We start from the raw sequence: 21,577 nt of genomic DNA, 5'->3' as shown, positions 1-21,577 counted from the left end.
TCGGAGCGGGACGTACGTCCCTTGTGGACGATCGGGAGGCAGTGCATGTCGGATCGGCCTGGCAACCTCTTCCAACTCGACGGGCGCAAGGCCGTGGTCGTCGGCGGCGGCAGCGGCCTGGGGCGCGCCAGCGCGCTCGGCCTCGCCGAGTTCGGCGCGCGGGTGGTCATCGCGGACCTGGACACCGGTGGCGCGGCGGAGACCGCCGAGGCGATCCGGCAGCTGGGCCACGAGGCGAGCTGGCGCGAGCTGGACGTGCGCGACGGCGCGGGGATCGGCGAGCTCGCCGAGGCCGAGTCCGACGCGGAGGTGCTGGTCGTGACGCCCGGCATCAACGTCCGCAAGCGGCTGGTGGACACCGTCGACGACGAGTTCGACCGGGTCGTCGACGTCAACCTGAAGGGCACCTACCGGCTGCTGCGCGAGTTCGGCGCGCGGATGGGCGAGCGCGGGCGCGGCAGCATCATCACCTTCGCCAGCTTCCGCGCGGAGGTGGTCGAACCGGGTCAGGGCATCTACGCGGCGACGAAGGCCGGGGTGGTGCAGCTGTCCCGCGCGCTGGCGGCCGAGCTTGGGCCGAAGGGCGTGCGGGTCAACGCCGTCGCGCCCGGCCCGTTCGAGACGCCGCTGACCGAGCAGATCAAGTCCGACGAGGCCTGGTACGGCGCGTACGCGCGCAAGACCGCGCTGCAGCGCTGGGCGAAGGCCGACGAGATCGCCGGGACCGTCGTGTACCTGGCCTCGGACGCGTCGTCCTACGTGACCGGCAGCCTGCAGCTGGTGGAGGGCGGCTGGACGGCGATCGACGGCCGCTTCGACCCCGGCGTCTGACCTGCTGCTCAGGCCCGTGAGCACTTTCTGGGGCTATAGCCCCACGAAGTGCTCACGGGCTTTGACCAGCGGAGGCCGTGCGATCAGGGCTTCTCCACCTCGGCGGGCAGGCCGCCGGTGATCCGCACCAGCTCCTCGAAGGTCGTCGGGAACATCGCGTGCTTGGTGCCCGCCCCCGCCCACACCACCGGGTGATCGGCGAGCATCCGGTCCACCACCGTCCGGATCGGCCGCGGGTGCCCCACCGGCCCGACGCCGCCGACCGGTTGCCCGGTGGCCGCCTGCACGAACTCCGGGGTGGCGCGCCGGATCCGGCCCGTGCCCAGCAGCCGCGCGACGTGCCTGGTGTCCACCCGGTGCGCGCCGCTGGCGATGATCAGCAGCGGTTCGTCGTCGGCGGTGAAGACCAGGCTGTTGGCGATCGCGCCGACCTCGCAGCCGAGCTGTTCGGCGGCCGCGGCGGCGGTCGGCACCTCGGTGCTGAACTCGACGACCTGACCGGGCACGTCCAGCCCGCGCAAGCAGGCGGCGAAGGTGTCGGTGGCATTGCTCATGCCGCGCAGAATCCCCCAGGTCGCACGCCGGGACAAGCGAATTGCCGCCCGTCACCCGACGGCTCGTGAGCGGCGGGCCCGCAGGACGGTGTCGCGGGTGTGGTGGGTGCCCGGCGGCGGGGGAGCGGTGCGCGCGCGGGTTTCGTCGACCAGCACCGTCCAGCCGTCGTCGAGGAGGGCGGCGACGTCGGCGGGGTGGTAGTAGTCGGCCGGGTCGAACTCCGCGTCGGAGGGCACGTCGGCGGGGTCGTGGCCGCCGAGCAGCAGCGTGCCGCCCGGTGCGACGGCGGCCAGCAGGCCGCGCAGCGCGGTGTGCCCGGGCTGGCGCAGCAGCGGGAAGTACTGCACGGAGACCAGGTCGAACGCGCCCGCCGGGGGCGGTGTGGTCATCGGGTCGCCGTGCTGCCACGAGATGCGGTCGCCGAGGTCCGCCCCGGTCGCGGCGGCGCGCTCCAGGGCGACCCGCGAGATGTCGACCGCCGTGACCCGCCAGCCGCGCCGGGCCAGCCAGATCGCGTCGGCGCCCTCGCCGCACCCCACGTCGAGCGCCTGCCCCGGCGGCAGGTCGCTCGCCTCGGCGACGAGCACCCCGTTGGGGTTGCCGCTGAAGAGCTGGTCGCTGCTGCGGTACCGCTCGTCCCAGAACTGCTGGTCCATGAGTCCTCGCTCGGTCGTGCCGGTCGTCGCCCCCAACCTGCCCGCTGCGGCGAGGAGCCGACGAAGTTCTTTGCGGGAATCGCAAATCGCCGGGCGCGCGGTTCCGGTTTCCGGGCCCGCCACCGGCCCGGAAACCACTGCTGGACAAGGTGATCCGGCGCGTGATCGGTGATCCGGGTCACGCGTGTTAACGCACGTCGGGGCGCGATCGAAATGCGGGGTGCGGCCCCGTTGTGGTCGTTGTTCCGCCTGACACCGAGAACGGGTCTGGCCTTCTCGGCCGTCCGCAGTTGCAGGGTCAATCCCCAACCGAACACTCCCCGCCGCAGGCCTCGACAGGTCTCGGTCCTCCCAGCTCCACGCGATCGGCCCGCGGGTCGTCGCGCGCTGCGTGCTGCCCTGCCCACCCCGCCATCCCGAGGGACGCCAATGCAATTCCGGCTCCTGGTGCTCGCCGTCGGCACCTTCGTCATCAACACCGGGTCCTACCTGGTCGCCGGGGTGCTCCCGGCGATCGCCGCGCACGTGGGAGTGCCGGTCACGACCGCGGGCCAGCTGGTCACCGTGCACGCCCTGACCTACGCGATCAGCGCGCCGGTGCTCTCCACTGTGGTCGGGAAGTGGGAGCGGCGACGGTTGCTGTGGCTGTCGCTGGCGCTGTTCGTGGTGGGCAACATCGCCACCGCGCTCGCCCCGGACTTCGGCACCCTCACCGCCGCGCGCGTGCTGGGCGCGCTGGGCGCGAGCCTGTTCACCCCGACCGCGGTGGTGATCGCCGCCGACCTGGTGCCGCTGGACCGGCGCGGCCGCGCGGTGTCGATGGTGCTGGCGGGGCTGACCCTGGCCACGGTGATCGGCGTGCCGCTGGGCGTGCTGCTGGAGGAGTCCGTCGGCTACCAGGGGCTGTTCTGGGTGATCGCAGGGCTGGGCGTGCTCGCCTCGACCGCGCTGCTGGCGCTGCCGCCGGTCCCGGCGCCACCGGCGATGCGGCTCGGCGAGCGGGTGTCGGTGCTGCGCAACAAGGCCGTCGCGTGGGTCCTGGTGGTCTCGATGCTGGCCTCCCTCGCGGACTTCGCCGCCTACACCTACGCCTCGCCGATGCTCTCCGCGCTGACCGGCGCGGGGGCGGGAACCCTCGGCGCGCTGCTGTTCATCTACGGCGTCGCCGGTGCGATGGGCAACGCGGTGGTCGGCCGGATCACCGACCGCTTCGGGTCGAGCGTCGGCATCGCGGGTTCGCTGCTGCTGCTCGCCGCCGGACTGGCGTTCCTGCCGCTCGCCGGTGGTTCGCCGGTGATCACAGCGGTGCTGCTGGTGCTGTGGGGCCTCGGCGGCTGGGGGATCATGCCCGCGGTCCAGCACCGGCTGATCTCCGCGGCCCCGACCGGTGCCGCGGTGGTGATCGCGTTCAACTCCTCCGCGCTCTACCTGGGGATGGGCTTCGGCGGGATCACCGGCGGCGCGGTCGCCGCGCAGTGGGGCTGGTGGGCGCTGGGCCCGGTGTCGGCCGCCGTCGCCGTGCTCGCCCTCGGCCTGTTCTGGCGGATGCCGACCACCCCGGCCCCGGAACCGGTCCCGGCCCCCGAGCGCGAGGCGGTGCCAGCCTGACCCCGAGGGGGCGGACGGTCCCCGGGCCGCCCGCCCCACCGGTGGGTCCCCGACCCCGTCTCAGAGCAGCAGCGGGAGCCTCTTGACCCCGGTCATGGCCGGGCTCGGGAGGAACTCCGGTGCTTCGGCCGGATCGGTCCGCAGGTTCGGGAACCGCTCCAGCAGGATGTTCAGCGCCACCCGCCCCTCCAGCCGGGCCAGCGGTGCGCCCAGGCAGAAGTGGATGCCCCGGCCGAACCCGATCTGCGGGTTGGGGTCGCGGGTGATGTCGAAGACGTCCGGGTCGGTGAACTGCCGCGGGTCCCGGTTCGCCGCCGCCACCCAGCACAGCACCAGCTGGTCGGCCGGGATGGTCCGCCCGCCCAGCTCCACGTCCCGGGTGGTCGACCGCGACACGGCCGCGAACGGGCTGAAGAAGCGCAGCGACTCCTCGATGGCGCTGGGCACCAGCGACCGGTCCGCGCGGATCTTCGCGTACTGCTCGGGGTGCGCGTCCAGGCACAGCACGGTGTTGCCCAGCAGCATCGTGGTGGTGATGTGGCCAGCGATGAGCAGCACCATCCCGAAGTTGGCGACCTCGTTGTCGCTGAGCCGCGCCCCGTCCACCTCGGCCAGCACCAGCTTCGACAGCAGGTCCTCGCGCGGCTGCCGCCGCCGCTCCCGGGCGTGCTCGACCAGGTAGTCGGTCAGCTGCTGGACCTGCTCCATGGCCTTGGCGAAGTACTCCTCCTGCTCCTTGCTCCGCTCCTTGAGCGAGAACTGGTTGGAGCTGTCGAACATCGCGTCGACCCACTTCTTGAACAGCCCCCGGTCGCTGCTCGGCACGCCCAGCAGCTCGGCGATCACGATGACCGGCAGCGGGTAGGCCAGGTCCGCGACCAGCTCGGTCCGGTCGTGGACCGCGTCGAGCAGCTCGTTGGTGAGCTCGGCGATGCGGGGCTCCAGGTCCGCGACGACCTTCGGGGTGAAGGCGTGGCTGACCAGCTTGCGCAGCTTGTTGTGCTCCGGCGGGTCCATCTGCACGAGGTTGCCCTCGGAGAACTGCGGGCTCGTCTCCGGGACCAACCGCTGGGTGTTGGAGGAGAAGGTGCTGGGGTCGCTCAGGGCCGCCAGGACCTCGGGGTAGCCGTAGACGTTCCAGATTCCCGTCGCCTCGTCGTGCTCCACCGGGTGGTCCGGTCGAACACCGCGCAGCCAGAACTGCGCCTCGTTGATTCCCCAGGTGTCGGCGAGGGTCGTCATGTGTTGCCCCTTTCCGTGGTGGTCGAGCGGGGGGATCAACCCCGCTCGGTCCCGGGAGCGGCGTATATCCACTCCCGGTAGGTCGTGTTCAGGTCGTCGAACAGGTCGGCGATCTCGTTCGCGGCCGAGACGAGCGAAGCCGGGTCGGGGTCGTCGTCCGGTTCGAAGGCGTGTCGGACGGTGTGCGCCAGGACGTCCGCCGCGGTCTCGTCGTCCAGGTGCGGCACGCCGGGCTTGAGGGAGCCGATCGTGTAGAAGCCGAGGGTGGCCGCGTTGATCGCGTAGGTCAGGTGCGGGACGTCGTCGCGGACCAGGCCGTGCTTGGTGATCAGCGCGTGGTACCGGGCGGAGAGGTCCTGCTCCCGGGCCCGCACCGGGGACTTCGTGAGGCTGCCGAGCAGCTCCGCGTCCGCGGTGACCAGCGCCCGCAGCAGCGGGTTGCGCTGGGTGGCGATGAACGCGGCGCGCAGGAAGCGGTGCGGCTGGATCTCCCCCGGATCGCGCCGCAGGTTCGCCGCCAGCTCGGTGAGCATCTCCATCGCCGCGCGCAGGATGAGCGACTCGAACAGCTGCTCCTTGGTGCGCCAGTGCAGGTAGACGGTGCCCTTGCCGATGCCCGCCTGGCGGGCGACGTCCTCGATGGTCACCTTCCGGTAGCCCAACCGGATCATCAGCTCCCCGGCCGCGTCGAGGATGCGGTCGGCGCGTTCGGTGGGCTGCGGCACTGGGCACCTCCGGGTGGTTCTGACTTCGTGACCGGATTTGAAATCTGGTCATCTGGTCAGAACGAACGGTAGTGCCGGAACGCATCGGCGGCAAGACCCCTCGAACGTGTTAACGCGATCCTGACGGGCTGCAGGTCCCGGGCCCCGGGCTTAGGTTCGGCGTGCGTAGCCCGAGGACTTATCCCGCGACCTGGAAGGGAGCACCATGGGACTCGGAGATTTCAAGGACCGGCTGCAGGACCTGGGCCGGGAGCACGGGGACAAGGTCGAGCAGGGTCTGGACGCGGCCGCGGAGAAGGCCAAGGAGAAGTTCGGCCACGAGGACCAGATCGATCAGGCCGCGCAGAAGGGCAAGGAGTTCCTGGGCGATTCGAAACCCGAGCCGGGTCAGCAGTAGACAGCAGAACATCGCCGCCCGACCCACGCTGCGGCACGGGACCTGGTGAGGGCCGTCCCGGTGCGGCAGTGGTCGGAGCGGATCATGGAGAGGCCGCCCCACGCACAGGGCGGCCTCTCTTCGCGTCCGAGCCCGGTGCGGGCCAACGAGGTTCTTCCAGTCTCGTTCTGCGTGGCGGTGCCGGTCGCCCTTCGCGGCTGCGGTTCACGGACACGATGGAAAAGTTTCAATTGGAACTGTGGTTCCACTGCGTGTCGGGCGCCCGACACGCCGACGGCGGTGCGGGGACTTCCGCGATTTCAATGGAAATCGGAGGTCTGATTTCCATTGAAATCGCACTCGTCGGGTCAGACCGAGGTCGGGATCTCGACCTCCGCGGTGTCGGCGGTGAGCGCGACGACCCGGCCGCCGAGCTCGCCGAGCTCGCGCAGGCGCTGCGGGGCGGAGGCGTCGAGGCGGACCGCCGTGCTCGTGCGCTCGGAGGCCACCAGCTCCTCCAGGTACCGGCGCGAGTCGTAGCCGGTATCCACTGTGGACTTCAAACCGCCGGTCGAGGCGAGCGAGCCGCGGGCCGCGCCCAGCCGTCCGAGGGCGTCGTCGACCGCGTCGAGCAGGGCGCTGCGGTTGCCCTCCGTCATGGCCCGCACCAGGTCCGGCGAGCTGCCCGCCACCCGCGTGCCGTCCCGGAACGATCCAGCCGCCAGCGACAGCGCGAGCGGTCCGCCGTCCGCGCCGACCGCAGCGAGCACCGCGGCGAACACGTGCGGCAGGTGCGAGATCCGGGCGACCGCGGAGTCGTGCGCCGCCGCCGAGGTGGGCACCACCTGCGCACCGCAGTCCAGCGCCAGCTGCGCGGCCTCCCGCCACGCCTCCAGCGAGGTGTCCTCCTCGAGGGTCACCGCCCAGGCCGCGCCGGAGAACAGCTCGGCGGAACCGGCCGCCCACCCGGAGCTGGACAGCCCGGCCATCGGGTGCCCGCCCGCGTACCGGGCCCCCGGCAGCAGGCTGCGGACCTCGGCGTCGACCGGGTCCTTGACGCTGACCACGTCGGTCAGCCACGCCCCGGGCGCGTGCTCGGCCACCTTCCGCAGCACCTCGCGGACGGCGGTCAGCGGCGTGGCCACCACGACCAGCGCGTCCTCGGCGGCGGCCCGGCGCAGCGCCGCGTCCACGTCGACGACGTCGAAGCCGTCCGCCCGAGCTGCGGCGGCGTCGGCCTCGGAGGCGGTGCTGCCCCAGGCGGGGCGCCCGGCGGCGGAGGCGGCCCGCAGCACCGAGCCGCCGATGAGTCCCAGTCCGATCACGCACACGGCACGCATTCACCCATCCTGCCCGACCCCGGTGGGTCACGGCGCACCCGGTTGAGCGGCATTCGGTGCTCGGAAGGTTACGAGCGCGCAATAGTGCTTTCGGGTGGCGTTCTCACGCTCTACGGTGTCCCCATGACGGTGCAGGAGCCGGTCGCGGGCTTCGCCGTCGCCGTGGTGCGCGAGGACGGGCGGTGGCGGTGCAGCGCGATGGACAGAACCGCGCTGACCGGCCTGGACGCCTCGATCACGGCGTTGCGCGAGCTGCGGTCCACCGGCGCGGTGTTCGGCATGTGCAATGTGGACGACGAGTTCTTCGTGCTCATCCGGCCGATACCCGGCGGGGTGGACCTGCTGCTGTCGGACGCGGCCGCCGCGCTGGACTACGACATCGCCGCGGACGTCCTGGACCTGCTGCGCGTCGAGCCGCCCGACGAGGACGACGAGGAGGTCTGGCCGGAGGGCAACCTGGCCATCCTCGCCGACCTCGGGCTGCCCGAGGGCGAGCTGCTGGTGATCATCGAGGAGGTCGACCTCTACCCGGACGAGCAGCTGGTGATGATCGCCCAGCGCTGCGGCTTCGGGGACGACTTCGAGAAGCTGCTGGAGAAGTTGGAGCAGTGAGCGAATCCGGTTTCCGCGCCGGTGACGTCGAGCTGGTGCGGGCCGCGCTGCGCGTCGCCGCCGGAGCTCCGTCCACTGGGGATGTTCCGATCGGCGCGGTGGTGGTCGACCCGGCCGGGCGGGTGCTGGCGCAGGCGCACAACCAGCGGGAAGCCCTCCGCGACCCCACCGCGCACGCCGAGATCCTGGCGCTGCGCGCCGCGGCCGCCGCGCACGACGACGGCTGGCGGCTGGAGGGCTGCACGATCGCGGTCACCGTCGAGCCCTGCACGATGTGCGCGGGTGCGCTGGTGCTGGCCAGGGTGGCCAGGGTGGTGTTCGGGGTGTGGGAGCCGCGCACCGGCGCCGTCGGCTCGCTGTGGGACGTGGTGCGGGACCGCAGGCAGAACCACCGGCCCGAGGTGGTCGGCGGGGTGCTGGCCGACGAGTGCGCCGCGGTGCTGGAGGAGTTCTTCGCCGCCCATCGGGGTGACGTGGGCCACTGACCCGAGACGTTCGGGGCGTTCCGGGTACCCAACATGGTGCACGTGTTCCCCGAGGAACGGAGTGACCGATGGGTGTGTTCGACAAGGCCAAGCAGCAGGCGGAGCAGCTGGCTGGTCAGGCCAAGGAAGCCCTCGGCAAGGCCACCGGGAATGACGAGATGAAGCGTGCCGGGCAGCGCGACCAGGTGGAGGGCAAGGCCAAGGAGGCCGGTCAGGACATCAAGGACCGCGCGGCCGGGGCCGTGGACGACGTGAAGGACCGCCTCCGCGACGACGACAAGTAGGGAATATTCCACCGGTTCGGGTGGCCTGTCCGGGCCGTCTTCGCGACCGGATCCTGTGACGATGGGTCCGCTCCGCTTCGCCGGGGCGGACCCATCGCGTTGCAGGGGAGTGACGTGGAGCCGACCGATGCGGTGCTGGCAGAGCGCATCGCCGCTGGTGACGATGCGGCCTTCGAACAACTGGTGCACAGCTGCTCGGCCCCGCTGCTGGGCATGGCGCTGCGGATGCTGGGCGACCGCGCGGACGCCGAGGACGTGGTCCAGGACGCCTTCATCACGGTGTGGCGGCGTGCCGGTGACCTGCACGAACCGGCTGCGCTGCGGAGCTGGCTGTTCCAGATCGCCCGCCGCCGCTGCCTGATCGTCCTGCGCACCCGCCGCACCCGCCGCACCGACCCGGTGTGGTCGGTGCCCGAGCAGCGCTCGGTGTCCGGCGGCGTGCCCCTGGCCGACCCGCAGCGAGCGGTCGAATCCGGGGCTGGCGTGCTGGAGCTGCTGCGCGCGCTGGCCGCCCTGCCGCCCGCGCAGCGCGAGGTCTGGCTGCTCGCCGAGATCGACGGCCTGTCGTACCTGGAGATCGGCGAGCGCGTCGGCGCAGGTGAGCAAGCGGTGCGCGGACGGCTGTTCCGCGCCAGGGCGGCCCTGGCGGACGCCCTCCGAGCCTGGCGCTGACCCCCCGTCCGGAGCTGCGAACCGAACATGTAGCCTAGTCGGCGGTAGCGTGTCCGAGCGGCCGAAGGAGCGCGCCTCGAAAGCGCGTGTGGTTAACAGCCACCGTGGGTTCGAATCCCACCGCTACCGCTCGAGAAGCCGGTCCCCGCGGGGACCGGCTTTTTCATGCGCACACCGCCTTCCCGGCCCTCGCCGACCGCCCACCGGCGCTCCTGCCGGTGGTTCCCGCTCCCGGAAGGCTTTCGACCTTCGATGTCCGCGGGAGGCCGCAGTTTCAATTGAGGTTTTTCCAACCTCGTTCTGCGTGGCGGTGCGGGTGGCGGAACCTCAGCGCCCGCCTGGCTGTGGGTGCCCTGACTGATGTATGACCAATACACGGCGTCAGGGCCGTCCTCGCCAGGCGAACGCTGAGAACCCGCGGCGGTGCGAGTTGCGAGGGTGGGTTATGCGCCTGCGGCGCATGCGACCCTCGCCGATCGGTGCAGTTCGCCCTTCGCAGCTGCGGTCCACGGGCAGGATGAAAAAGGCTCATTGAAACTGTGCTCTCCACCCACGGCGATTCACAGTTTCAATTGAAACTGCCGTTCATCGGGCGCCGCCTCGCATCGCTGGCTGTCGGCTGAGGGGAGGCGCGGGCTGGTCCAGCAGGCCTCTTGTTCACTTGATCGTGTGTCGTGCGTCGCTTCGGGCGGGTAGCTTCTCGTCGATCATGTCGCTTGGCGAGGGGAAGCCGAAGTGCGCATCACGTCACTGCTCGTCGCTACCGGGGTGCTGCTGTCCTCAGCCCCCGCCGCAGCTGCCGGAACCGCGGTCCGGATCCACGACATCCAGGGCGTTGCGCGGGTGTCCCCGCTGGACGGGCAGCGGGTGACCGGGGTGCCCGGCGTCGTCACCGGCGTGCGCGGTCACGGCTCGGCCCGCGGGTTCTGGCTCCAGGACCCGGAGCCCGACGGCGATCCGCGCACCAGCGAGGGCCTGTTCGTCTTCACCGGCGAGCAGACCCCGGCGGTGGCCGTCGGCGACGCGGTGGCGGTGGACGGGAAGGTCGCCGAGTACTACCCGACCGCGAGCGGGGAGACCCCGGAGACCACGCCGAACCAGTCGGTGACCGAGCTGGTCGAGGCGAGCTGGCAGGTCACCGGCCGGGGCGAGGTGCCCGCCGAAGTGGTCGGCCCGGAGACGGTCCCGGCCGAGTTCGCGCCGCTGGACGGCAACATCGACAAGCGGGAGCTGGAACCGCAGCACTACGCGCTGGACTACTACGAGTCGCGCGAGGGCATGCTGCTGCGGGTGGACGACGCGCGGGTCGTCGGGCCGACCGACAGCTACCGGGCGCTGTGGATCACCACCAAGCCGGAGCAGAACGCCAACAGCCGCGGCGGTGCCACCTACACCGGCTACGCCGACCCCAACGCGGGGCGGCTGAAGGTCGAATCGCTGGCCGACGGCCCGTTCCCCGCGGCCGACGTCGGCGATGGCTTGCGCGGCAGCACCGAAGGCCCGCTGGACTACTCCCGCTTCGGCGGGTACGTGCTGGCGGCGACGCGCCTCGGCGAGCACCGGCCGGGCGACCTGCGGCCGGAGTCGACCCGCCCGCAGAGCAAGGACGAGCTGGCGATCGCCACCTACAACGTGGAGAACCTCGCGGCGGGCAACGACCAGGCGAAGTTCGACCGCCTCGCGCAGGGCGTGGTCGAGCACCTGGCGTCCCCGGACGTCGTCGCGCTGGAAGAGGTCCAGGACAACAGCGGCCCGACCGACGACGGCGTGGTGGCCGCCGACGAGACGCTCCGCCAGTTCACCGACGCGATCGCGGCGGCGGGCGGCCCGCGCTACCTGTGGCGCCAGATCGACCCGCAGAACAACGCCGACGGCGGCCAGCCCGGCGGCAACATCCGGGTGGCGTTCCTCTACAACCCGGCGCGAGTGTCCTTCGTGGACCGACCGGGCGGTGACGCGACCACCCCGGTGCACCCGGTCGAGCGCGGCAACGGGGTGGGGCTGAGCGCCTCCCCGGGCCGCATCGACCCGGCGAACGAGGCGTGGGAGGACAGCCGCAAGCCGCTGGTCGGCGAGTTCCTGTTCCGCGGCCGGACGGTCCTGGTGGTGGCCAACCACTTCAACTCCAAGGGCGGCGATCAGCCGCTGCACGGCCGCATCCAGCCGCCGGAGCGCGTCTCCGAGCTGCAGCGCGACCAGCAGGCGCAGGCGGTGCGCGGCTTCGTCGACGAAGCCCGGGCCATCGACGACCAAGCCCGCGTGGTGGTTCTCGGCGACCTCAACGACTACGGCTTCTCCCCGGCGGTGCAGCGCCTGACCGAGGGCGGCGCGCTCGTCCCGCTGGCGGACGCCCTGCCCCCGCTGGAGCGCTACAGCTACGTCTACGAGGGCAATTCCCAGCAGCTGGACCACATCCTGGCGACCCCGTCGCTCCCGGCGGACTACGACCTGGTGCACATCAACGCGGAGTTCGCGGACCAGGCCAGCGACCACGACCCCCAGATCGCCCGCTTCGCGGTCCGCTGACCCCTGGCGCGAAAAAGGCGGATGCCCCGCGAGATCAGATCTCGCGGGGCATCCGCCTGAAGAGCGGAGGATACGGGATTCGAACCCGTGAGGGCTGTTAACCCAACACGATTTCCAATTCCGATGGCGCGGGTCAACACAGGTACCCAGCCGTACATCCGTGCTGGTCAGCGTCATTGCTGGAACAGTGGGGGGTGGGTGGCACGGGTGCGAACTGAGACGGAAATTGAGCCGATCACGGCGACGGCCGAGAGTGCGTGACCGTGCTGGCGGGTCTATCCACATGGGCGCGGTCGGTTCGTGGCTTCTACGGCCGTCTCAGCGCCTCCTGAGAGCCTCGCTGAGGCCCGGCGTTCAGCGGCAGCTTCCAATCCAGTTCCCTGGCCGATCGGCCGCCAGCGGCCTGCTGAGCCGCGCGCCCGGGCCTCCGTCGCCCGCCCCCCACTGTTCCAGCCATCCACCAGGCGCGGTTCGACCGGCGGAGGTCTGTACAGGACAACGGACATCGGTACGTTCGGAACCGGTGATGCGAGTGGGAAGGACAGAGGCCAAGACCAATGGCTTTGACTCAGGAGACCGCGCAACACGCGCTGGTGGCCGCATGCGAGCAGGTCGGGCTCGACCCGGCCGGAGCGGAGCTGATCCGCATCGGCTCGAACGCGGTGTACCGGCTGAAGACGCCCGTAATTGTACGGATTACCCGCGATGGCGAGTCGATTGAGAACGCTCGAAAGCAGGTGGCTGTAGCTCGCTGGCTGGAAGCGCAGGACTACCCAGCCACGCGCGCACTGAACGTCGATCAGCCAGTCGAGGTCGATTGCCACGTGGCCACGTTCTGGGAGTCCGTTTCGGAACGCGAGGAGTACTCGCCGATCGAGGGCGTTGCGGAGCTGATCCGGCGCCTGCATGAGCTTCCGGAACCATCGCTGGATCTGCCGATGAAAGAGCCCTTTTCGGAGCTTGATAGCCGGGTGCTGAATCTGGCGGAGATCGACCAGGGCGACGCTGAATTCCTACGGCATCGGATTGCTGACCTCCGGGCCCAGTACGAGACTCTGGAATTCCCGCTCCGACCTGGTGTGATTCACGGAGACGCGAATGTCGGAAACGTGATCGTGGACCGTGAAGGCCGTCCCGTCCTTATCGATCTAGACAGCTTTTGCATAGGGCCGCGGGAATGGGATCTCGTTCAAACCGCGCTTTTCTACGAGCGGTTCGGATGGCACACCGAAGACGAGTACCGGACGTTCGTCAAGGTGTACGGATTCGACGTCATGGAGTGGCCGGGGTACCGCGTCCTCGCGGACTACCGCGAGATCTCGATGACGCTCTGGCTCTGCGGCAAGGCGGGTGAGGACGCCCGCGCTGCCGCCGAAGTGCGGAAGAGGGTCGAGGCCATCAGGACGGGCGGGACTAGGCGAGATTGGGCGCCCTTCTAGCGTCCTCGGGATGCCACAGGCGGGTATTCGACGCCTGCTCTGCGAAGTCCCGCACCGTCGCGCTGTTGCCGACTCGGTCGAGGCGCTGCCGGAACTCGTCGACGTAGGCCTGGCACCGGGCCGATTTGAGCTGTTCGCCGATTTCGAGCGCCCCCAGCGCTACGCGGCAGGCCTGCTCAGCTTCGCCCTGGTCCAGGTATGCGTCCGCGAGGACCATCGTCGCGAAGAAGTCGCTCCGCACGTACCCGCTCTCGGTCGGGCCGAGCGACTGCGCGGCGTAGGTGCTGGCGTCGACCGACCGGCCGAGGTCGCGGTTGCAGTGGCCGAGCTCCGCCGCTAGCTCTGCCTCGTTGAAGTAGGCGAACCAGTCGGCCGGGTCGTCTTCCGGGTTGCGGCGTTCGAACTCGCGGACAGCTGCGGACATGGCCCGGTCGCACTCGGCCGCGTCGCCGAGACGAGCCAGGGCGCGGGCCTCCATCGCGTAGAAGTGCGCAGAGGCGCTTGGCGACCCGGCGGTCTCCGTTCCCATTCGCGCAGCGCGGGCGAGGTTCGCGGCCTCCCTGTACTTGCCGAGGAACGTGGCCTGGTGGCTCATGGCGTCGAGGATGCTGGCCCCGCGAAGGCGATCGCCGGTGGACTCGGCCAGCTTGAGCGCCTGGATGAAGTACCGCTGAGCAAGGCCGTGCAGGCCCGCGTCGTAGGACATCCACGCGCCGAGCAGGGTCGCCTGAGATGCGACTTTGAACAGCTCACGCCCGGTCTCATCGCTGTAGGAGCCGCGGAGCAGGGCCGCCAGGTCGGTCCGCAGGAACTCGATCAGGGCGCGGCGGGCATGCCCGCCGCCGTGCTGGCCGTCAAGCCTGTCGAACATCTCGGTCATGCTCTGGACGCCCGCGATGTCACCGGGGCTGACGCGCCGTTTCCCAGAGCCATTCGCGGTATCGTGCCGGGCCGCAACCAGCCAGGACAGTGAAGCCTCGTTCCACGCGCCGACGTTGGTCGGCGCGTTGAGCAGCGCTGTGGTGTTGGCCAGGTCTGCCTGCCACAGGCTGCCAACGATCGCGATCCCCTCAGCAGCCTTGTCCGGGTACGAAAGCCCGAGGTGAGCAGGCACTTTCTCGGCCGTGCCGAAGCCGACTTCGCTGAGCCCGACCGCGCGGCCGAGCCGTTCGCTCAAGGCACGTGTGATCGCGCGGCGCGTCATGTCGTCTCGCGGCACCATGCCGCCGAGCCAGCGCTTCACGTAGGTGTGCGTGTACGTCCGGTCTGAATGTCGGCTCACGGCGCGGGCGAACACCTTCAGCCCGACTGAGCCGTCGCCCTTCAGGAAACCGGCCTCGCGCATCAGGGCAGCGAGGTCTTCGTTGCCCTCCAAGGTCACCTCCGTCTGTGCTCCCGAGTGTTCAAGTGTGCCCCCTTGTGTGCCCTGTTGGAGCCACTTTTGCCGGGGTTTCCTGGGTTCGTAAGCGACACCAGGAACCGAGCGGTCCGGAGTGGACTGGCTGGGACTCATGAACCGAGGAGGACAGCATGGCGAAGAACTCGTTGCCGATCATGCCGAAGGCTGGCGGTGGCGCACTGTCGAAGGTGATCTGGCTACTGGTCGGTGTTGCGCTGCTGGTGCTGGTCGTCAAGTATCCCGGCGATGCCGCGGCGTTCGTGAACGGCGTGTTCGACCTGCTCGGCGGCGCAGTCGAGAGCTTGGCCTCGTTCTTCCGGGGAGTCATGCAGTGAGAGAGGGGCGCTGCCGACTAGTCGGCACCGAGCCGACTTTCCAGCACGGCCAGGCGGGCGCTGATGTCGCGCAGGAGGCGCAAGACCTCTGTGAGGTCGGCGGGCTGCACTGCGACGGGCCGGTCAATGGCTGGCGGGAGCGTCGCCGGGTCGAGGTCCGGTCGGACGGTCGAACCGGTGCCATGTCGGGTCACGATCACCGAGCGGTCGCGGAGGACGTCGAGTGCGCTGCGGACGGTGCCGACCGCGACACCGTAGTCGCGGGCGAGGGCGCTGTAGGAGGGCAGCTGATCACCTGGCTTCAGCTTGCCGTCGCGAACCGCCGAAAGCAGGTCTTCGGCGATTTGGAGGTACGGCGGCTGGGGGTTTTTCGGGTCGAGTTTTCCCATGTCAGACAGGGTACTGCCCCGTCAAGTAGCAGAGCTGGTCAACCAGGTGTGTTGACACACCTGGCACACCTGGCTACTGTTCCTCTCGTTCCTCTGGTTCCCAGGGAGTCAGGGGGCACGAAAAAGCCCCGACCGGTGCTGCAACACCAGCCGGGGCGCACATCGAGACTTTTGGGAGCGTCGATGCAGTTCGAGAGTAACGCGGTCTTCCGCGTGAAGGCAGTGGCCGAGATGTTCGACGTCTCGGTGCAGACGATCTACCGGGCGATCGAGTCCGGCGAGCTGGGCGCGCTGAAGTTGGGCACCGGCAAGGGCGCGCTGCGGGTCCCGGGGTGGGCGCTGAACGCCTACGTCGAGGCGTGCTCGCTGGCCGCCTACGAGACGTTCGTGGCCGGGAACCAGTCGGCCGCTGAGGCCGCTGATGACGCGCAGGGTGCGCAGGTTGGGGAGGTGGCCTGAGATGGCGCAGCAGAAGGCCTTCGGCCAGATCAACGGCCAGTACACCGAGTTCGAGGCGGCACACCGGGCGTTCAACAACACCCCAGCCGCCCTGCAGGTCACGATCAGCGTGCCGATGTCCTACGAGGACATCGCGGCGGCCTACTACACCTGCATCGTCCTCGGCGGGACGCTGTCGGACCTCGACGACGTCGAGTACGCGCACAAGCTGGTGTTCGACACCCTGATCAACGACACCGGCGACAACATCGACGCGGCTCGCCGGACCATGGCCGAGGCCAAGCCCGGCACGCCGGAGTACGTCCTTGTCCAGGCCATTCAGGCGCGGGTGATCGAGCTGTTCGCCCCGGTCTCGGAGAAGCCTTCGGCCCGGCGGCAGGTGCGTTCGCGGACGGCGGTGAGCGCCTGATGCGGACTCCGCTGGATCTGCACGGGGTGACGACGCTGCTCTACGTCGCGCCGATCCCCACCACGCTGCTGCCCCGGCTGGAGTTGGACGACCTGGTCGACTACGTCGCCGCGATGGCCGAGGGCCTGCCGGTCGAGGACCGGGAGCGCTTGGAGCAGGGGTTGGCTGCGCTGGTCGAGCGCGGCGGCCCGCGGTTCGAGCGGGAGCGCTACCAGGTGGCTCGCGCGCTGGCGCGGGCTGTGCGGGCCAACCCGGAGCCGGGCCAGGGGGTGGCGTGATGTCCTCGGAGGCTGTGACCCGGCACGGGATGGTCACCGCGCTCTACCGGTGCCCGCTGACCCACGAGCAGCTGATGGACGCCGAGATCTCGGACCTGGCCCGGTTCATCGGGCAGCTGCACCTGAGGGTGCCGGGCGCGACGCTGGAGCGCCTGGAGCAGGGCATGGCCGAGCTGACCGAGCGCGGTGGCCCGGCGTTCGACCGCCCCCGCTACACCCTCGCGGAGGCCCGGGCGGAGGCGATCTCGGTGCTGATGCAGCACCCGCCGACCGGCACCAGGGCGCATCCGATCGAGGTCGAGCCCGACGTGCTCTGGCCGAACTGAGCCCGGCCCACGGTTTCCCGGCCGGTGGTGCCATTCCGCCGCCCTGTGCCGCCACACAGGGTTTGAACACCGCCACCGGCCGGGTTCCCACCGGCCGCCGGACCGGGTTTTCCACCCCTTCTCACCTGCATCGGAAGAACCCGGAGAAGCCGCGCCGGGGAAGCCCCGGAGAACCCGCCGAGAACCCCTCGACCACCACCGGTGACCTGCATGAGTCGAGGGGAGTCGACCCCGCCGGTCGAGGGGGTTTCGACCGGCGGCCAACAGCACGAACACCCCACCGAGCGCATCGGAGCCGAAAGCCCATGAGTAAGCCCGACACACCGCCCGCCGCGCCGGGCGAGATGCGGCGACGGCTGCACCTGGTCCCCGACCCCACCGGCCCCGCCGAGGCGATCGGGGCGACCGCGACCGCGGTGCCGGCTACTTCGCCGCTGGCGTTGGACCCGGAGACCGAGCGGCGCGCGCTGGCAGAGATCGGCCGCGCTCGCGCCGAGTTGCCCGACCGGGATGAGGCGATGTTCGGCACCTACCTCGGTTCGCTGGTGCGGCGACTGGAACCGACCAGCGAGGCCGACCCCGCCAACATCCTGGCCTCGCTGATGGCCGCGACCGGGGTCTACCTCGGCGACGGGCCGCACATGCGGGCCGGGGACGACCGGCACCCGCTGCTGATCTGGCCGATGGTCATCGGCCGTACTGGGGTCGGCCGCAAGGGCGCGGGCTGGTCGGCCGCGAAACGGCTGCTGCTGGCCACCGACCCGGACTTCGTGGACCGCAACATCCACTCCGGACTGACCTCCGGCGAGGGGCTGACGCAGGTGTTCACCGACGACGAGGCCGGGGCGGTCGGTGCCGACGACGGCGAGGAGGAGCAGGGCAAGGGCAAGAAACGCGCGAGCCTGCTGCCGCCTGGTGACCGCCGCCTGTTGGCGTTCGAGACCGAATGGGCCACCGTCATGGCTCGCATGAAGCGCGAGGGCAACACCCTCTCGGCCACGCTGCGGGCGGCGTGGGAGGGCGGGAACCTGTCCACCCTCGGCGTGAACGCGCGGATCGTGCGCGACACCCACGTGGCGATCCTCGCCCACATCACCCCGAAGGAGTTCCAGGCCAAGCTGTCGGCCTCGGACATGGCCGGGGGCACCTACAACCGGTTCCTACCGGTGTTCGTCGCCCAAACCCAGTTCCTGCCCAACAGCACCGGAGCAGACCCCGCCCTGCTCGACCACCTGGCCGTTGACCTCCGCGCCCGCCTGGCCGCCGGTTCCCGACTCGGACAACTCGGCCTGACCCGCGACGCCGCCGCGCTGTGGCAACGGCTCTACGTCGAGTTCGGCGGCTACAGCGCCGAAGACGGCCCGATCGAGCAGTTCCTCTCCCGCGCCGCGCCGAACTGCCTGCGCGTGGCCGGGCTGCACGCCGCGCTCGACGGCGTGCAGCTGATCACCGTCGAGCACCTGACCGCCGCCGCCGCGTTCGTCCGCTACGCCGTGGCCTCCGCCCGCGCCGTGTTCAGCGGCAACGACACCACCGCGCCGCGCCTGGCCGCCTGGATTGCCGAGGCCGGACCGGCCGGGCGCACCCGCAAGGACGTCACCGCCGAGTTCTTCCAGGGCAAGACCAAGGCCGCCGACATCGACCGCTACATCCAACAGCTCATCGAGAAGGGAGAGATCACCGAGTCCGAACGGGCGCGCGCCGACGGCAAGACCGGCCGACCCACCCGGATCTACCTCGCCACCCCGCGAACTTAGCGAACTTACGAACTTAGCCCCTGACCAGGGAAAACGCTGCTGACCTAAGTTCGCTGGCCCGCGAACTTAGGCCACCACCAAAACCGCAGGTCAACCCCAAAGTTCGAAAGTTCGCTAAGTTCGCCCGACCACGGGAGTACCGATGAACCGCAGCCAGCACACCAACCGCCAGGTCCCGCACCGAGCCGCAACGAGCCCCACCCCATGCCCCGGCCGAATTGCTGGGAACGCGGGTTCGCTGAACGGCCCCGGTCGGCCCCTCCCCGCGCCCCGGTCCCTGGAGGACGAGGCGCGCGTGCTGCTGACCGTTGAGGCCGCCGCGCGCCGGTTGTCGGTCAGCCGGACCACGATGTTCCGGCTACTGAAGTCCGGCGCGGTCGACTCGGTGCGCATCGGCCACGCCCGCCGAGTCCCGGCCGAGGCCATCACCGCCTACGTCCAACGCCTGGCCGAGGAGCAGCAGCACGCCGCGTGAAGCGGGCGACCAGCGGATCAGTGGATCGGCACCAGAACGGCCGGGACATGGGGGGTGGGGGTGTCCCCGCTGTCCCCCGAGTCCCCGCATTGGTGCCGATCAGCACGAACACCACCCGGAATCCGGGGACACCCCCAAGCGGGCCTGTCCCCGCTGTCCCCGAACGACCAGGCCGCCCAGCCGAACCAGGAAGGAACCCGTCATGAACCCGCTGTTGGACATCCTCGGCCGAGCCCTGGCCATGCTCGGAGTGCTCGCCGTGCTGATCGCGGCCGCTGTGGCCGTGGTGCTGTGGCGGGCGGTGCTGCCCGTACTCGCGATTGGCGCGCTGGCGGTGGCCTCCGGCATGGTGCGCACCGTCGCCCTGGCCGGGTTCGCCGCACTCGCCGGACTCCGCGCCGCCATGCTCGCGCTCGACCGCGCTGGCGCAGCGATACCCACACCGCGGCTACGCCGAGGCACCCGCCACCGCCGCCGAACCAGGCCGCTGCTGGCTGGGAGTTAGGCCCGCTACGTCATCGAGCCCCACCCGTTGGGAGCCACTTCCGGACGCTCTCAGCCCGGATCTAACTCGCCTAACTCCCTAACTCCCCGCAGGTCACAGGCCAGAACGGGCGACCTAACCCCGGAGTTAGGAACCTAACTGCCCGATGCGGATCTAACTCCCGAGCTAACTCGGCCCGCCACGCCAGCGCCCGGCCCAGCTGCGCCAGTCAGCCCGCACCAAACCCAGAAACCCGGAAACCCGACAGAGCCCAATTTTCAGCCCTATCGCTCCCCGCGCTGAAAGGACGCGGCGATCCCGCACGCCCACAACTAGGAGGACAACCACATGCCGCGCAAGCCCCGCCCGGAAGGCACCCGGGCACCCAACGGAGCTAGCAGCATCTACTTCAGCGAGGCCGACGGCTACTGGCACGGCCGCGTCACCGTCGGCACCCGCGACGACGGACGGCCCGACCGGCGGCACGTCCAGGCCAAGACCGAGGCCGAGGTCACCGAGAAGGTCCGCAAGCTGGAACGAGCTCGCGACGACGGGAACGTCCGCAAGCCGGGCAAGGCCTGGACCGTCGAGAAGTGGCTGACTCACTGGGTCGAGAACATCGCGGCCGCGACCGTGCGGCCGACCACGATGGTCGGCTACCGCGCGTCGGTCTACAAGCACCTGATTCCCGGCGTCGGTAAGCACCGGCTCGATCGGCTCCAGCCGGAACACCTGGAGCGGCTCTACGCGCGGATGCAGCAGAACGGGCTGAAGGCCGCGACGGCACACCTTGCACACCGAACTGCGCGCGTGGCCCTGAATGAAGCCAAGAGGCGCAAGTACATCACCGAGAACCCTGCGAAGGTCGCGAAACCGCCTCGTGTGGACGAAGAGGAAATCGTTCCATTCACTGTGGACGAGGCGCGGCGGATTCTCGATGCTGCTGCCGAGATGCGGAACGGTGCTCGATTCATCATCGCGCTTACCCTGGGGTTGAGACGTGGTGAGGCACTCGGACTGAAGTGGTCCGACATGGTGGTTATGTGGAAACACGGATGCCCAGCGAAAAGCGCGTGCCGAAAGGCGTGCCGTGCCGAGAAGTGCGAACAGCGGCGGGGGAGCGGGACGCTCACCATCCGGCGCGCGATTCAGCAGCAGGTGTGGAAGCACGGCTGCTCTGACGAGAAGCCATGCGGACATCGGTATGGAGCGCACTGTCCACAGCGGCACAGTGGTGGAGTTGTCGTGACCGATGTGAAGTCGCGGGCCGGGAGGCGAACGGTTGGACTTCCGCATCCGGTTGTAGTGGCGTTGGAAGAGCACCGAGCCCACCAGCAGATCGAACGCGAAACCGCTCGCAACGAATGGGAAGAGGGCGGCTGGATCTTTACCAACCGGTGGGGACGGCCAGTTCACCCGACGGTCGATTTCGACGCCTGGAAAGCGCTCTTGCGTGCCGCGAACGTGCGTGATGCTCGACTGCATGACGCCCGCCACACCGCGGCGACCATGCTCCTGGTGCTGAAGGTCCCGCTTCCCGCGGTCATGGAGATCATGGGCTGGTCCGACACGTCGGTGGCCAAGCGGTACATGCACGTCCCGCACGAGTTGGTGACCGCGATCGCCGACCAGGTGAGCGACATGATGTGGCCTGATGCGGAACGGGACGAGAACGGGATGGCCCCCGACGTCGCCGCGATCTTCCGGCGCAATGAGGAACTGCGCCAGGTCCTCCAGCAGGTCATGGCCATCCTGCCGGAGGAGCTGCGCAGGCAGCTCGACCAGCTGGACGACGAGGAGGAGGGCGACGACCCGACGGCCGCGTAGCGCGGGCACGGGAAGCCCCTACAACGGGGCAACTGAGACGGAAACTGAGCCTGGGCGCGAAAGAGCCCCGGCCGCTTGTTTCGCTGCC

25 protein-coding genes and 1 tRNA gene are annotated in these 21,577 nt (G+C 70.2%); 19 read left to right on the top strand and 7 right to left on the bottom strand.

Annotation, left to right across the window (positions count from 1 at the left end):
- Positions 1-45 precede the first annotated feature (45 nt).
- Positions 46-831 (top strand): SDR family NAD(P)-dependent oxidoreductase, encoded by a 786-nt coding sequence (locus F1721_RS06715; RefSeq protein ID WP_150065692.1) that lies wholly within the window; start codon positions 46-48, stop codon positions 829-831.
- 83 nt (positions 832-914) lie between these two features.
- On the opposite strand, the gene F1721_RS06710 is transcribed toward F1721_RS06715, so the two are convergent.
- Positions 915-1,385: a YbaK/EbsC family protein gene (locus F1721_RS06710; protein ID WP_150065691.1), complete on the bottom strand. Its 471-nt coding sequence runs from the start codon at positions 1,383-1,385 to the stop codon at positions 915-917.
- A 51-nt stretch (positions 1,386-1,436) separates the two neighbouring features.
- A complete protein-coding gene (locus F1721_RS06705) occupies positions 1,437-2,042 on the bottom strand; it encodes a class I SAM-dependent methyltransferase (protein WP_150065690.1) in 606 nt (201 codons plus the stop codon).
- 429 nt (positions 2,043-2,471) lie between these two features.
- Between F1721_RS06705 and F1721_RS06700 the strand changes: the two genes are divergently transcribed.
- On the top strand, positions 2,472-3,650 hold the full coding sequence (locus F1721_RS06700; RefSeq protein WP_150065689.1) for an MFS transporter: 1,179 nt from the start codon (positions 2,472-2,474) through the stop codon (positions 3,648-3,650).
- A 60-nt stretch (positions 3,651-3,710) separates the two neighbouring features.
- Here F1721_RS06700 and F1721_RS06695 read toward each other — a convergent pair whose 3' ends face one another.
- The gene (locus F1721_RS06695; protein WP_150065688.1) at positions 3,711-4,892 is read right to left on the bottom strand and encodes a cytochrome P450; all 1,182 of its coding nucleotides are present in this window, start codon (positions 4,890-4,892) and stop codon (positions 3,711-3,713) included.
- Positions 4,893-4,927: 35 nt separating this feature from the next.
- Positions 4,928-5,617 (bottom strand): TetR/AcrR family transcriptional regulator, encoded by a 690-nt coding sequence (locus tag F1721_RS06690; RefSeq protein ID WP_150065687.1) that lies wholly within the window; start codon positions 5,615-5,617, stop codon positions 4,928-4,930.
- A 205-nt stretch (positions 5,618-5,822) separates the two neighbouring features.
- On the opposite strand from F1721_RS06690, the gene F1721_RS06685 reads away from it, so the two are divergent.
- Positions 5,823-6,014 (top strand): antitoxin, encoded by a 192-nt coding sequence (locus F1721_RS06685; protein WP_150065686.1) that lies wholly within the window; start codon positions 5,823-5,825, stop codon positions 6,012-6,014.
- A 347-nt stretch (positions 6,015-6,361) separates the two neighbouring features.
- Here the strand turns inward: F1721_RS06685 and F1721_RS06680 are convergent, their stop codons facing one another.
- The gene (locus F1721_RS06680; protein WP_150065685.1) at positions 6,362-7,333 is read right to left on the bottom strand and encodes a prephenate dehydrogenase; all 972 of its coding nucleotides are present in this window, start codon (positions 7,331-7,333) and stop codon (positions 6,362-6,364) included.
- Between the two features lie 123 nt (positions 7,334-7,456).
- Between F1721_RS06680 and F1721_RS06675 the strand changes: the two genes are divergently transcribed.
- The 7 genes from F1721_RS06675 to F1721_RS06645 all read left to right on the top strand — a co-directional run bounded on the left by F1721_RS06675 (position 7,457) and on the right by F1721_RS06645 (position 13,351).
- On the top strand, positions 7,457-7,945 hold the full coding sequence (locus F1721_RS06675) for a tRNA adenosine deaminase-associated protein (RefSeq protein ID WP_150065684.1): 489 nt from the start codon (positions 7,457-7,459) through the stop codon (positions 7,943-7,945).
- Positions 7,942-8,430 carry a nucleoside deaminase gene (locus tag F1721_RS06670; protein WP_150065683.1) on the top strand — a complete coding sequence of 163 codons (489 nt, stop codon included), beginning with the start codon at positions 7,942-7,944 and terminating at the stop codon, positions 8,428-8,430. Before F1721_RS06675 ends, F1721_RS06670 begins: the two co-directional genes overlap by 4 nt.
- Before the next feature lie 68 nt (positions 8,431-8,498).
- Positions 8,499-8,714 (top strand): CsbD family protein, encoded by a 216-nt coding sequence (locus F1721_RS06665; protein ID WP_150065682.1) that lies wholly within the window; start codon positions 8,499-8,501, stop codon positions 8,712-8,714.
- A 114-nt stretch (positions 8,715-8,828) separates the two neighbouring features.
- On the top strand, positions 8,829-9,386 hold the full coding sequence (locus F1721_RS06660) for an RNA polymerase sigma factor (RefSeq protein WP_246154372.1): 558 nt from the start codon (positions 8,829-8,831) through the stop codon (positions 9,384-9,386).
- Positions 9,387-9,429: 43 nt separating this feature from the next.
- Positions 9,430-9,515, top strand: a tRNA-Ser gene (locus tag F1721_RS06655).
- A gap of 606 nt (positions 9,516-10,121) precedes the next feature.
- Entirely contained in the window at positions 10,122-11,912 is a 1,791-nt protein-coding gene (locus tag F1721_RS06650; RefSeq protein ID WP_150065681.1) for an endonuclease/exonuclease/phosphatase family protein, read from the top strand.
- A gap of 557 nt (positions 11,913-12,469) precedes the next feature.
- Positions 12,470-13,351 carry a phosphotransferase family protein gene (locus F1721_RS06645; protein ID WP_150065680.1) on the top strand — a complete coding sequence of 294 codons (882 nt, stop codon included), beginning with the start codon at positions 12,470-12,472 and terminating at the stop codon, positions 13,349-13,351.
- Here F1721_RS06645 and F1721_RS06640 read toward each other — a convergent pair.
- Complete coding sequence (locus F1721_RS06640) at positions 13,326-14,732, bottom strand: NsdA family TPR-like regulatory protein (protein ID WP_246154370.1); 1,407 nt, start codon at positions 14,730-14,732, stop codon at positions 13,326-13,328. The genes F1721_RS06645 and F1721_RS06640 overlap by 26 nt on opposite strands.
- Before the next feature lie 149 nt (positions 14,733-14,881).
- Here F1721_RS06640 and F1721_RS06635 point away from each other — a divergent pair, with 149 nt between their 5' ends.
- A complete protein-coding gene (locus F1721_RS06635) occupies positions 14,882-15,085 on the top strand; it encodes a hypothetical protein (RefSeq protein WP_150065679.1) in 204 nt (67 codons plus the stop codon).
- A gap of 17 nt (positions 15,086-15,102) precedes the next feature.
- Here F1721_RS06635 and F1721_RS06630 read toward each other — a convergent pair whose 3' ends face one another.
- Entirely contained in the window at positions 15,103-15,474 is a 372-nt protein-coding gene (locus tag F1721_RS06630) for a GntR family transcriptional regulator (RefSeq protein WP_150065678.1), read from the bottom strand.
- 183 nt (positions 15,475-15,657) lie between these two features.
- On the opposite strand from F1721_RS06630, the gene F1721_RS06625 reads away from it, so the two are divergent.
- The 8 genes from F1721_RS06625 (at position 15,658) to F1721_RS06590 (ending at position 21,489) form a co-directional block, all read left to right on the top strand.
- Positions 15,658-15,933: a helix-turn-helix domain-containing protein gene (locus F1721_RS06625; RefSeq protein ID WP_150065677.1), complete on the top strand. Its 276-nt coding sequence runs from the start codon at positions 15,658-15,660 to the stop codon at positions 15,931-15,933.
- A gap of 1 nt (position 15,934) precedes the next feature.
- Positions 15,935-16,342 (top strand): hypothetical protein, encoded by a 408-nt coding sequence (locus F1721_RS06620; protein WP_150065676.1) that lies wholly within the window; start codon positions 15,935-15,937, stop codon positions 16,340-16,342.
- Complete coding sequence (locus F1721_RS06615) at positions 16,342-16,620, top strand: hypothetical protein (RefSeq protein ID WP_150065675.1); 279 nt, start codon at positions 16,342-16,344, stop codon at positions 16,618-16,620. The genes F1721_RS06620 and F1721_RS06615 overlap by 1 nt, the downstream gene beginning before the upstream one ends.
- Positions 16,620-16,946, top strand: a complete 327-nt coding sequence (locus tag F1721_RS06610; RefSeq protein WP_150065674.1) for a hypothetical protein — start codon at positions 16,620-16,622, stop codon at positions 16,944-16,946. Before F1721_RS06615 ends, F1721_RS06610 begins: the two co-directional genes overlap by 1 nt.
- A 305-nt stretch (positions 16,947-17,251) precedes the next feature.
- Positions 17,252-18,703 carry a DUF3987 domain-containing protein gene (locus F1721_RS06605; RefSeq protein ID WP_246154366.1) on the top strand — a complete coding sequence of 484 codons (1,452 nt, stop codon included), beginning with the start codon at positions 17,252-17,254 and terminating at the stop codon, positions 18,701-18,703.
- A 295-nt stretch (positions 18,704-18,998) separates the two neighbouring features.
- Positions 18,999-19,178 carry a helix-turn-helix domain-containing protein gene (locus tag F1721_RS06600; RefSeq protein ID WP_150065673.1) on the top strand — a complete coding sequence of 60 codons (180 nt, stop codon included), beginning with the start codon at positions 18,999-19,001 and terminating at the stop codon, positions 19,176-19,178.
- Positions 19,179-19,380: 202 nt separating this feature from the next.
- The gene (locus F1721_RS06595) at positions 19,381-19,683 is read left to right on the top strand and encodes a hypothetical protein (RefSeq protein WP_150065672.1); all 303 of its coding nucleotides are present in this window, start codon (positions 19,381-19,383) and stop codon (positions 19,681-19,683) included.
- A 327-nt stretch (positions 19,684-20,010) separates the two neighbouring features.
- Positions 20,011-21,489, top strand: coding sequence for a tyrosine-type recombinase/integrase (locus F1721_RS06590; RefSeq protein ID WP_150065671.1), 1,479 nt, complete (start codon positions 20,011-20,013; stop codon positions 21,487-21,489).
- The last annotated feature ends 88 nt before the right edge of the window (positions 21,490-21,577 follow it).

Origin of the sequence: Saccharopolyspora hirsuta (assembly GCF_008630535.1) — a bacterium.
GTDB lineage: Bacteria > Actinomycetota > Actinomycetes > Mycobacteriales > Pseudonocardiaceae > Saccharopolyspora > Saccharopolyspora hirsuta.
Note: the sequence above shows the minus strand (reverse complement) of the source record. Positions and strands in the feature narration are given on the sequence as shown.

What these genes read in the sequence shown, in the direction of transcription:
- F1721_RS06715 (WP_150065692.1), top strand. Translation starts at nt 46, where the DNA reads ATGTCGGATCGGCCTGGCAACCTCTTCCAACTCGACGGGCGCAAGGCC.
- F1721_RS06710 (WP_150065691.1), bottom strand. Translation starts at nt 1,385, where the DNA reads ATGAGCAATGCCACCGACACCTTCGCCGCCTGCTTGCGCGGGCTGGAC.
- F1721_RS06705 (WP_150065690.1), bottom strand. Translation starts at nt 2,042, where the DNA reads ATGGACCAGCAGTTCTGGGACGAGCGGTACCGCAGCAGCGACCAGCTC.
- F1721_RS06700 (WP_150065689.1), top strand. Translation starts at nt 2,472, where the DNA reads ATGCAATTCCGGCTCCTGGTGCTCGCCGTCGGCACCTTCGTCATCAAC.
- F1721_RS06695 (WP_150065688.1), bottom strand. Translation starts at nt 4,892, where the DNA reads ATGACGACCCTCGCCGACACCTGGGGAATCAACGAGGCGCAGTTCTGG.
- F1721_RS06685 (WP_150065686.1), top strand. Translation starts at nt 5,823, where the DNA reads ATGGGACTCGGAGATTTCAAGGACCGGCTGCAGGACCTGGGCCGGGAG.
- F1721_RS06680 (WP_150065685.1), bottom strand. Translation starts at nt 7,333, where the DNA reads ATGCGTGCCGTGTGCGTGATCGGACTGGGACTCATCGGCGGCTCGGTG.
- F1721_RS06675 (WP_150065684.1), top strand. Translation starts at nt 7,457, where the DNA reads ATGACGGTGCAGGAGCCGGTCGCGGGCTTCGCCGTCGCCGTGGTGCGC.
- F1721_RS06665 (WP_150065682.1), top strand. Translation starts at nt 8,499, where the DNA reads ATGGGTGTGTTCGACAAGGCCAAGCAGCAGGCGGAGCAGCTGGCTGGT.
- F1721_RS06645 (WP_150065680.1), top strand. Translation starts at nt 12,470, where the DNA reads ATGGCTTTGACTCAGGAGACCGCGCAACACGCGCTGGTGGCCGCATGC.
- F1721_RS06635 (WP_150065679.1), top strand. Translation starts at nt 14,882, where the DNA reads ATGGCGAAGAACTCGTTGCCGATCATGCCGAAGGCTGGCGGTGGCGCA.
- F1721_RS06630 (WP_150065678.1), bottom strand. Translation starts at nt 15,474, where the DNA reads ATGGGAAAACTCGACCCGAAAAACCCCCAGCCGCCGTACCTCCAAATC.
- F1721_RS06625 (WP_150065677.1), top strand. Translation starts at nt 15,658, where the DNA reads ATGCAGTTCGAGAGTAACGCGGTCTTCCGCGTGAAGGCAGTGGCCGAG.
- F1721_RS06620 (WP_150065676.1), top strand. Translation starts at nt 15,935, where the DNA reads ATGGCGCAGCAGAAGGCCTTCGGCCAGATCAACGGCCAGTACACCGAG.
- F1721_RS06615 (WP_150065675.1), top strand. Translation starts at nt 16,342, where the DNA reads ATGCGGACTCCGCTGGATCTGCACGGGGTGACGACGCTGCTCTACGTC.
- F1721_RS06610 (WP_150065674.1), top strand. Translation starts at nt 16,620, where the DNA reads ATGTCCTCGGAGGCTGTGACCCGGCACGGGATGGTCACCGCGCTCTAC.
- F1721_RS06605 (WP_246154366.1), top strand. Translation starts at nt 17,252, where the DNA reads ATGAGTAAGCCCGACACACCGCCCGCCGCGCCGGGCGAGATGCGGCGA.
- F1721_RS06595 (WP_150065672.1), top strand. Translation starts at nt 19,381, where the DNA reads ATGAACCCGCTGTTGGACATCCTCGGCCGAGCCCTGGCCATGCTCGGA.
- F1721_RS06590 (WP_150065671.1), top strand. Translation starts at nt 20,011, where the DNA reads ATGCCGCGCAAGCCCCGCCCGGAAGGCACCCGGGCACCCAACGGAGCT.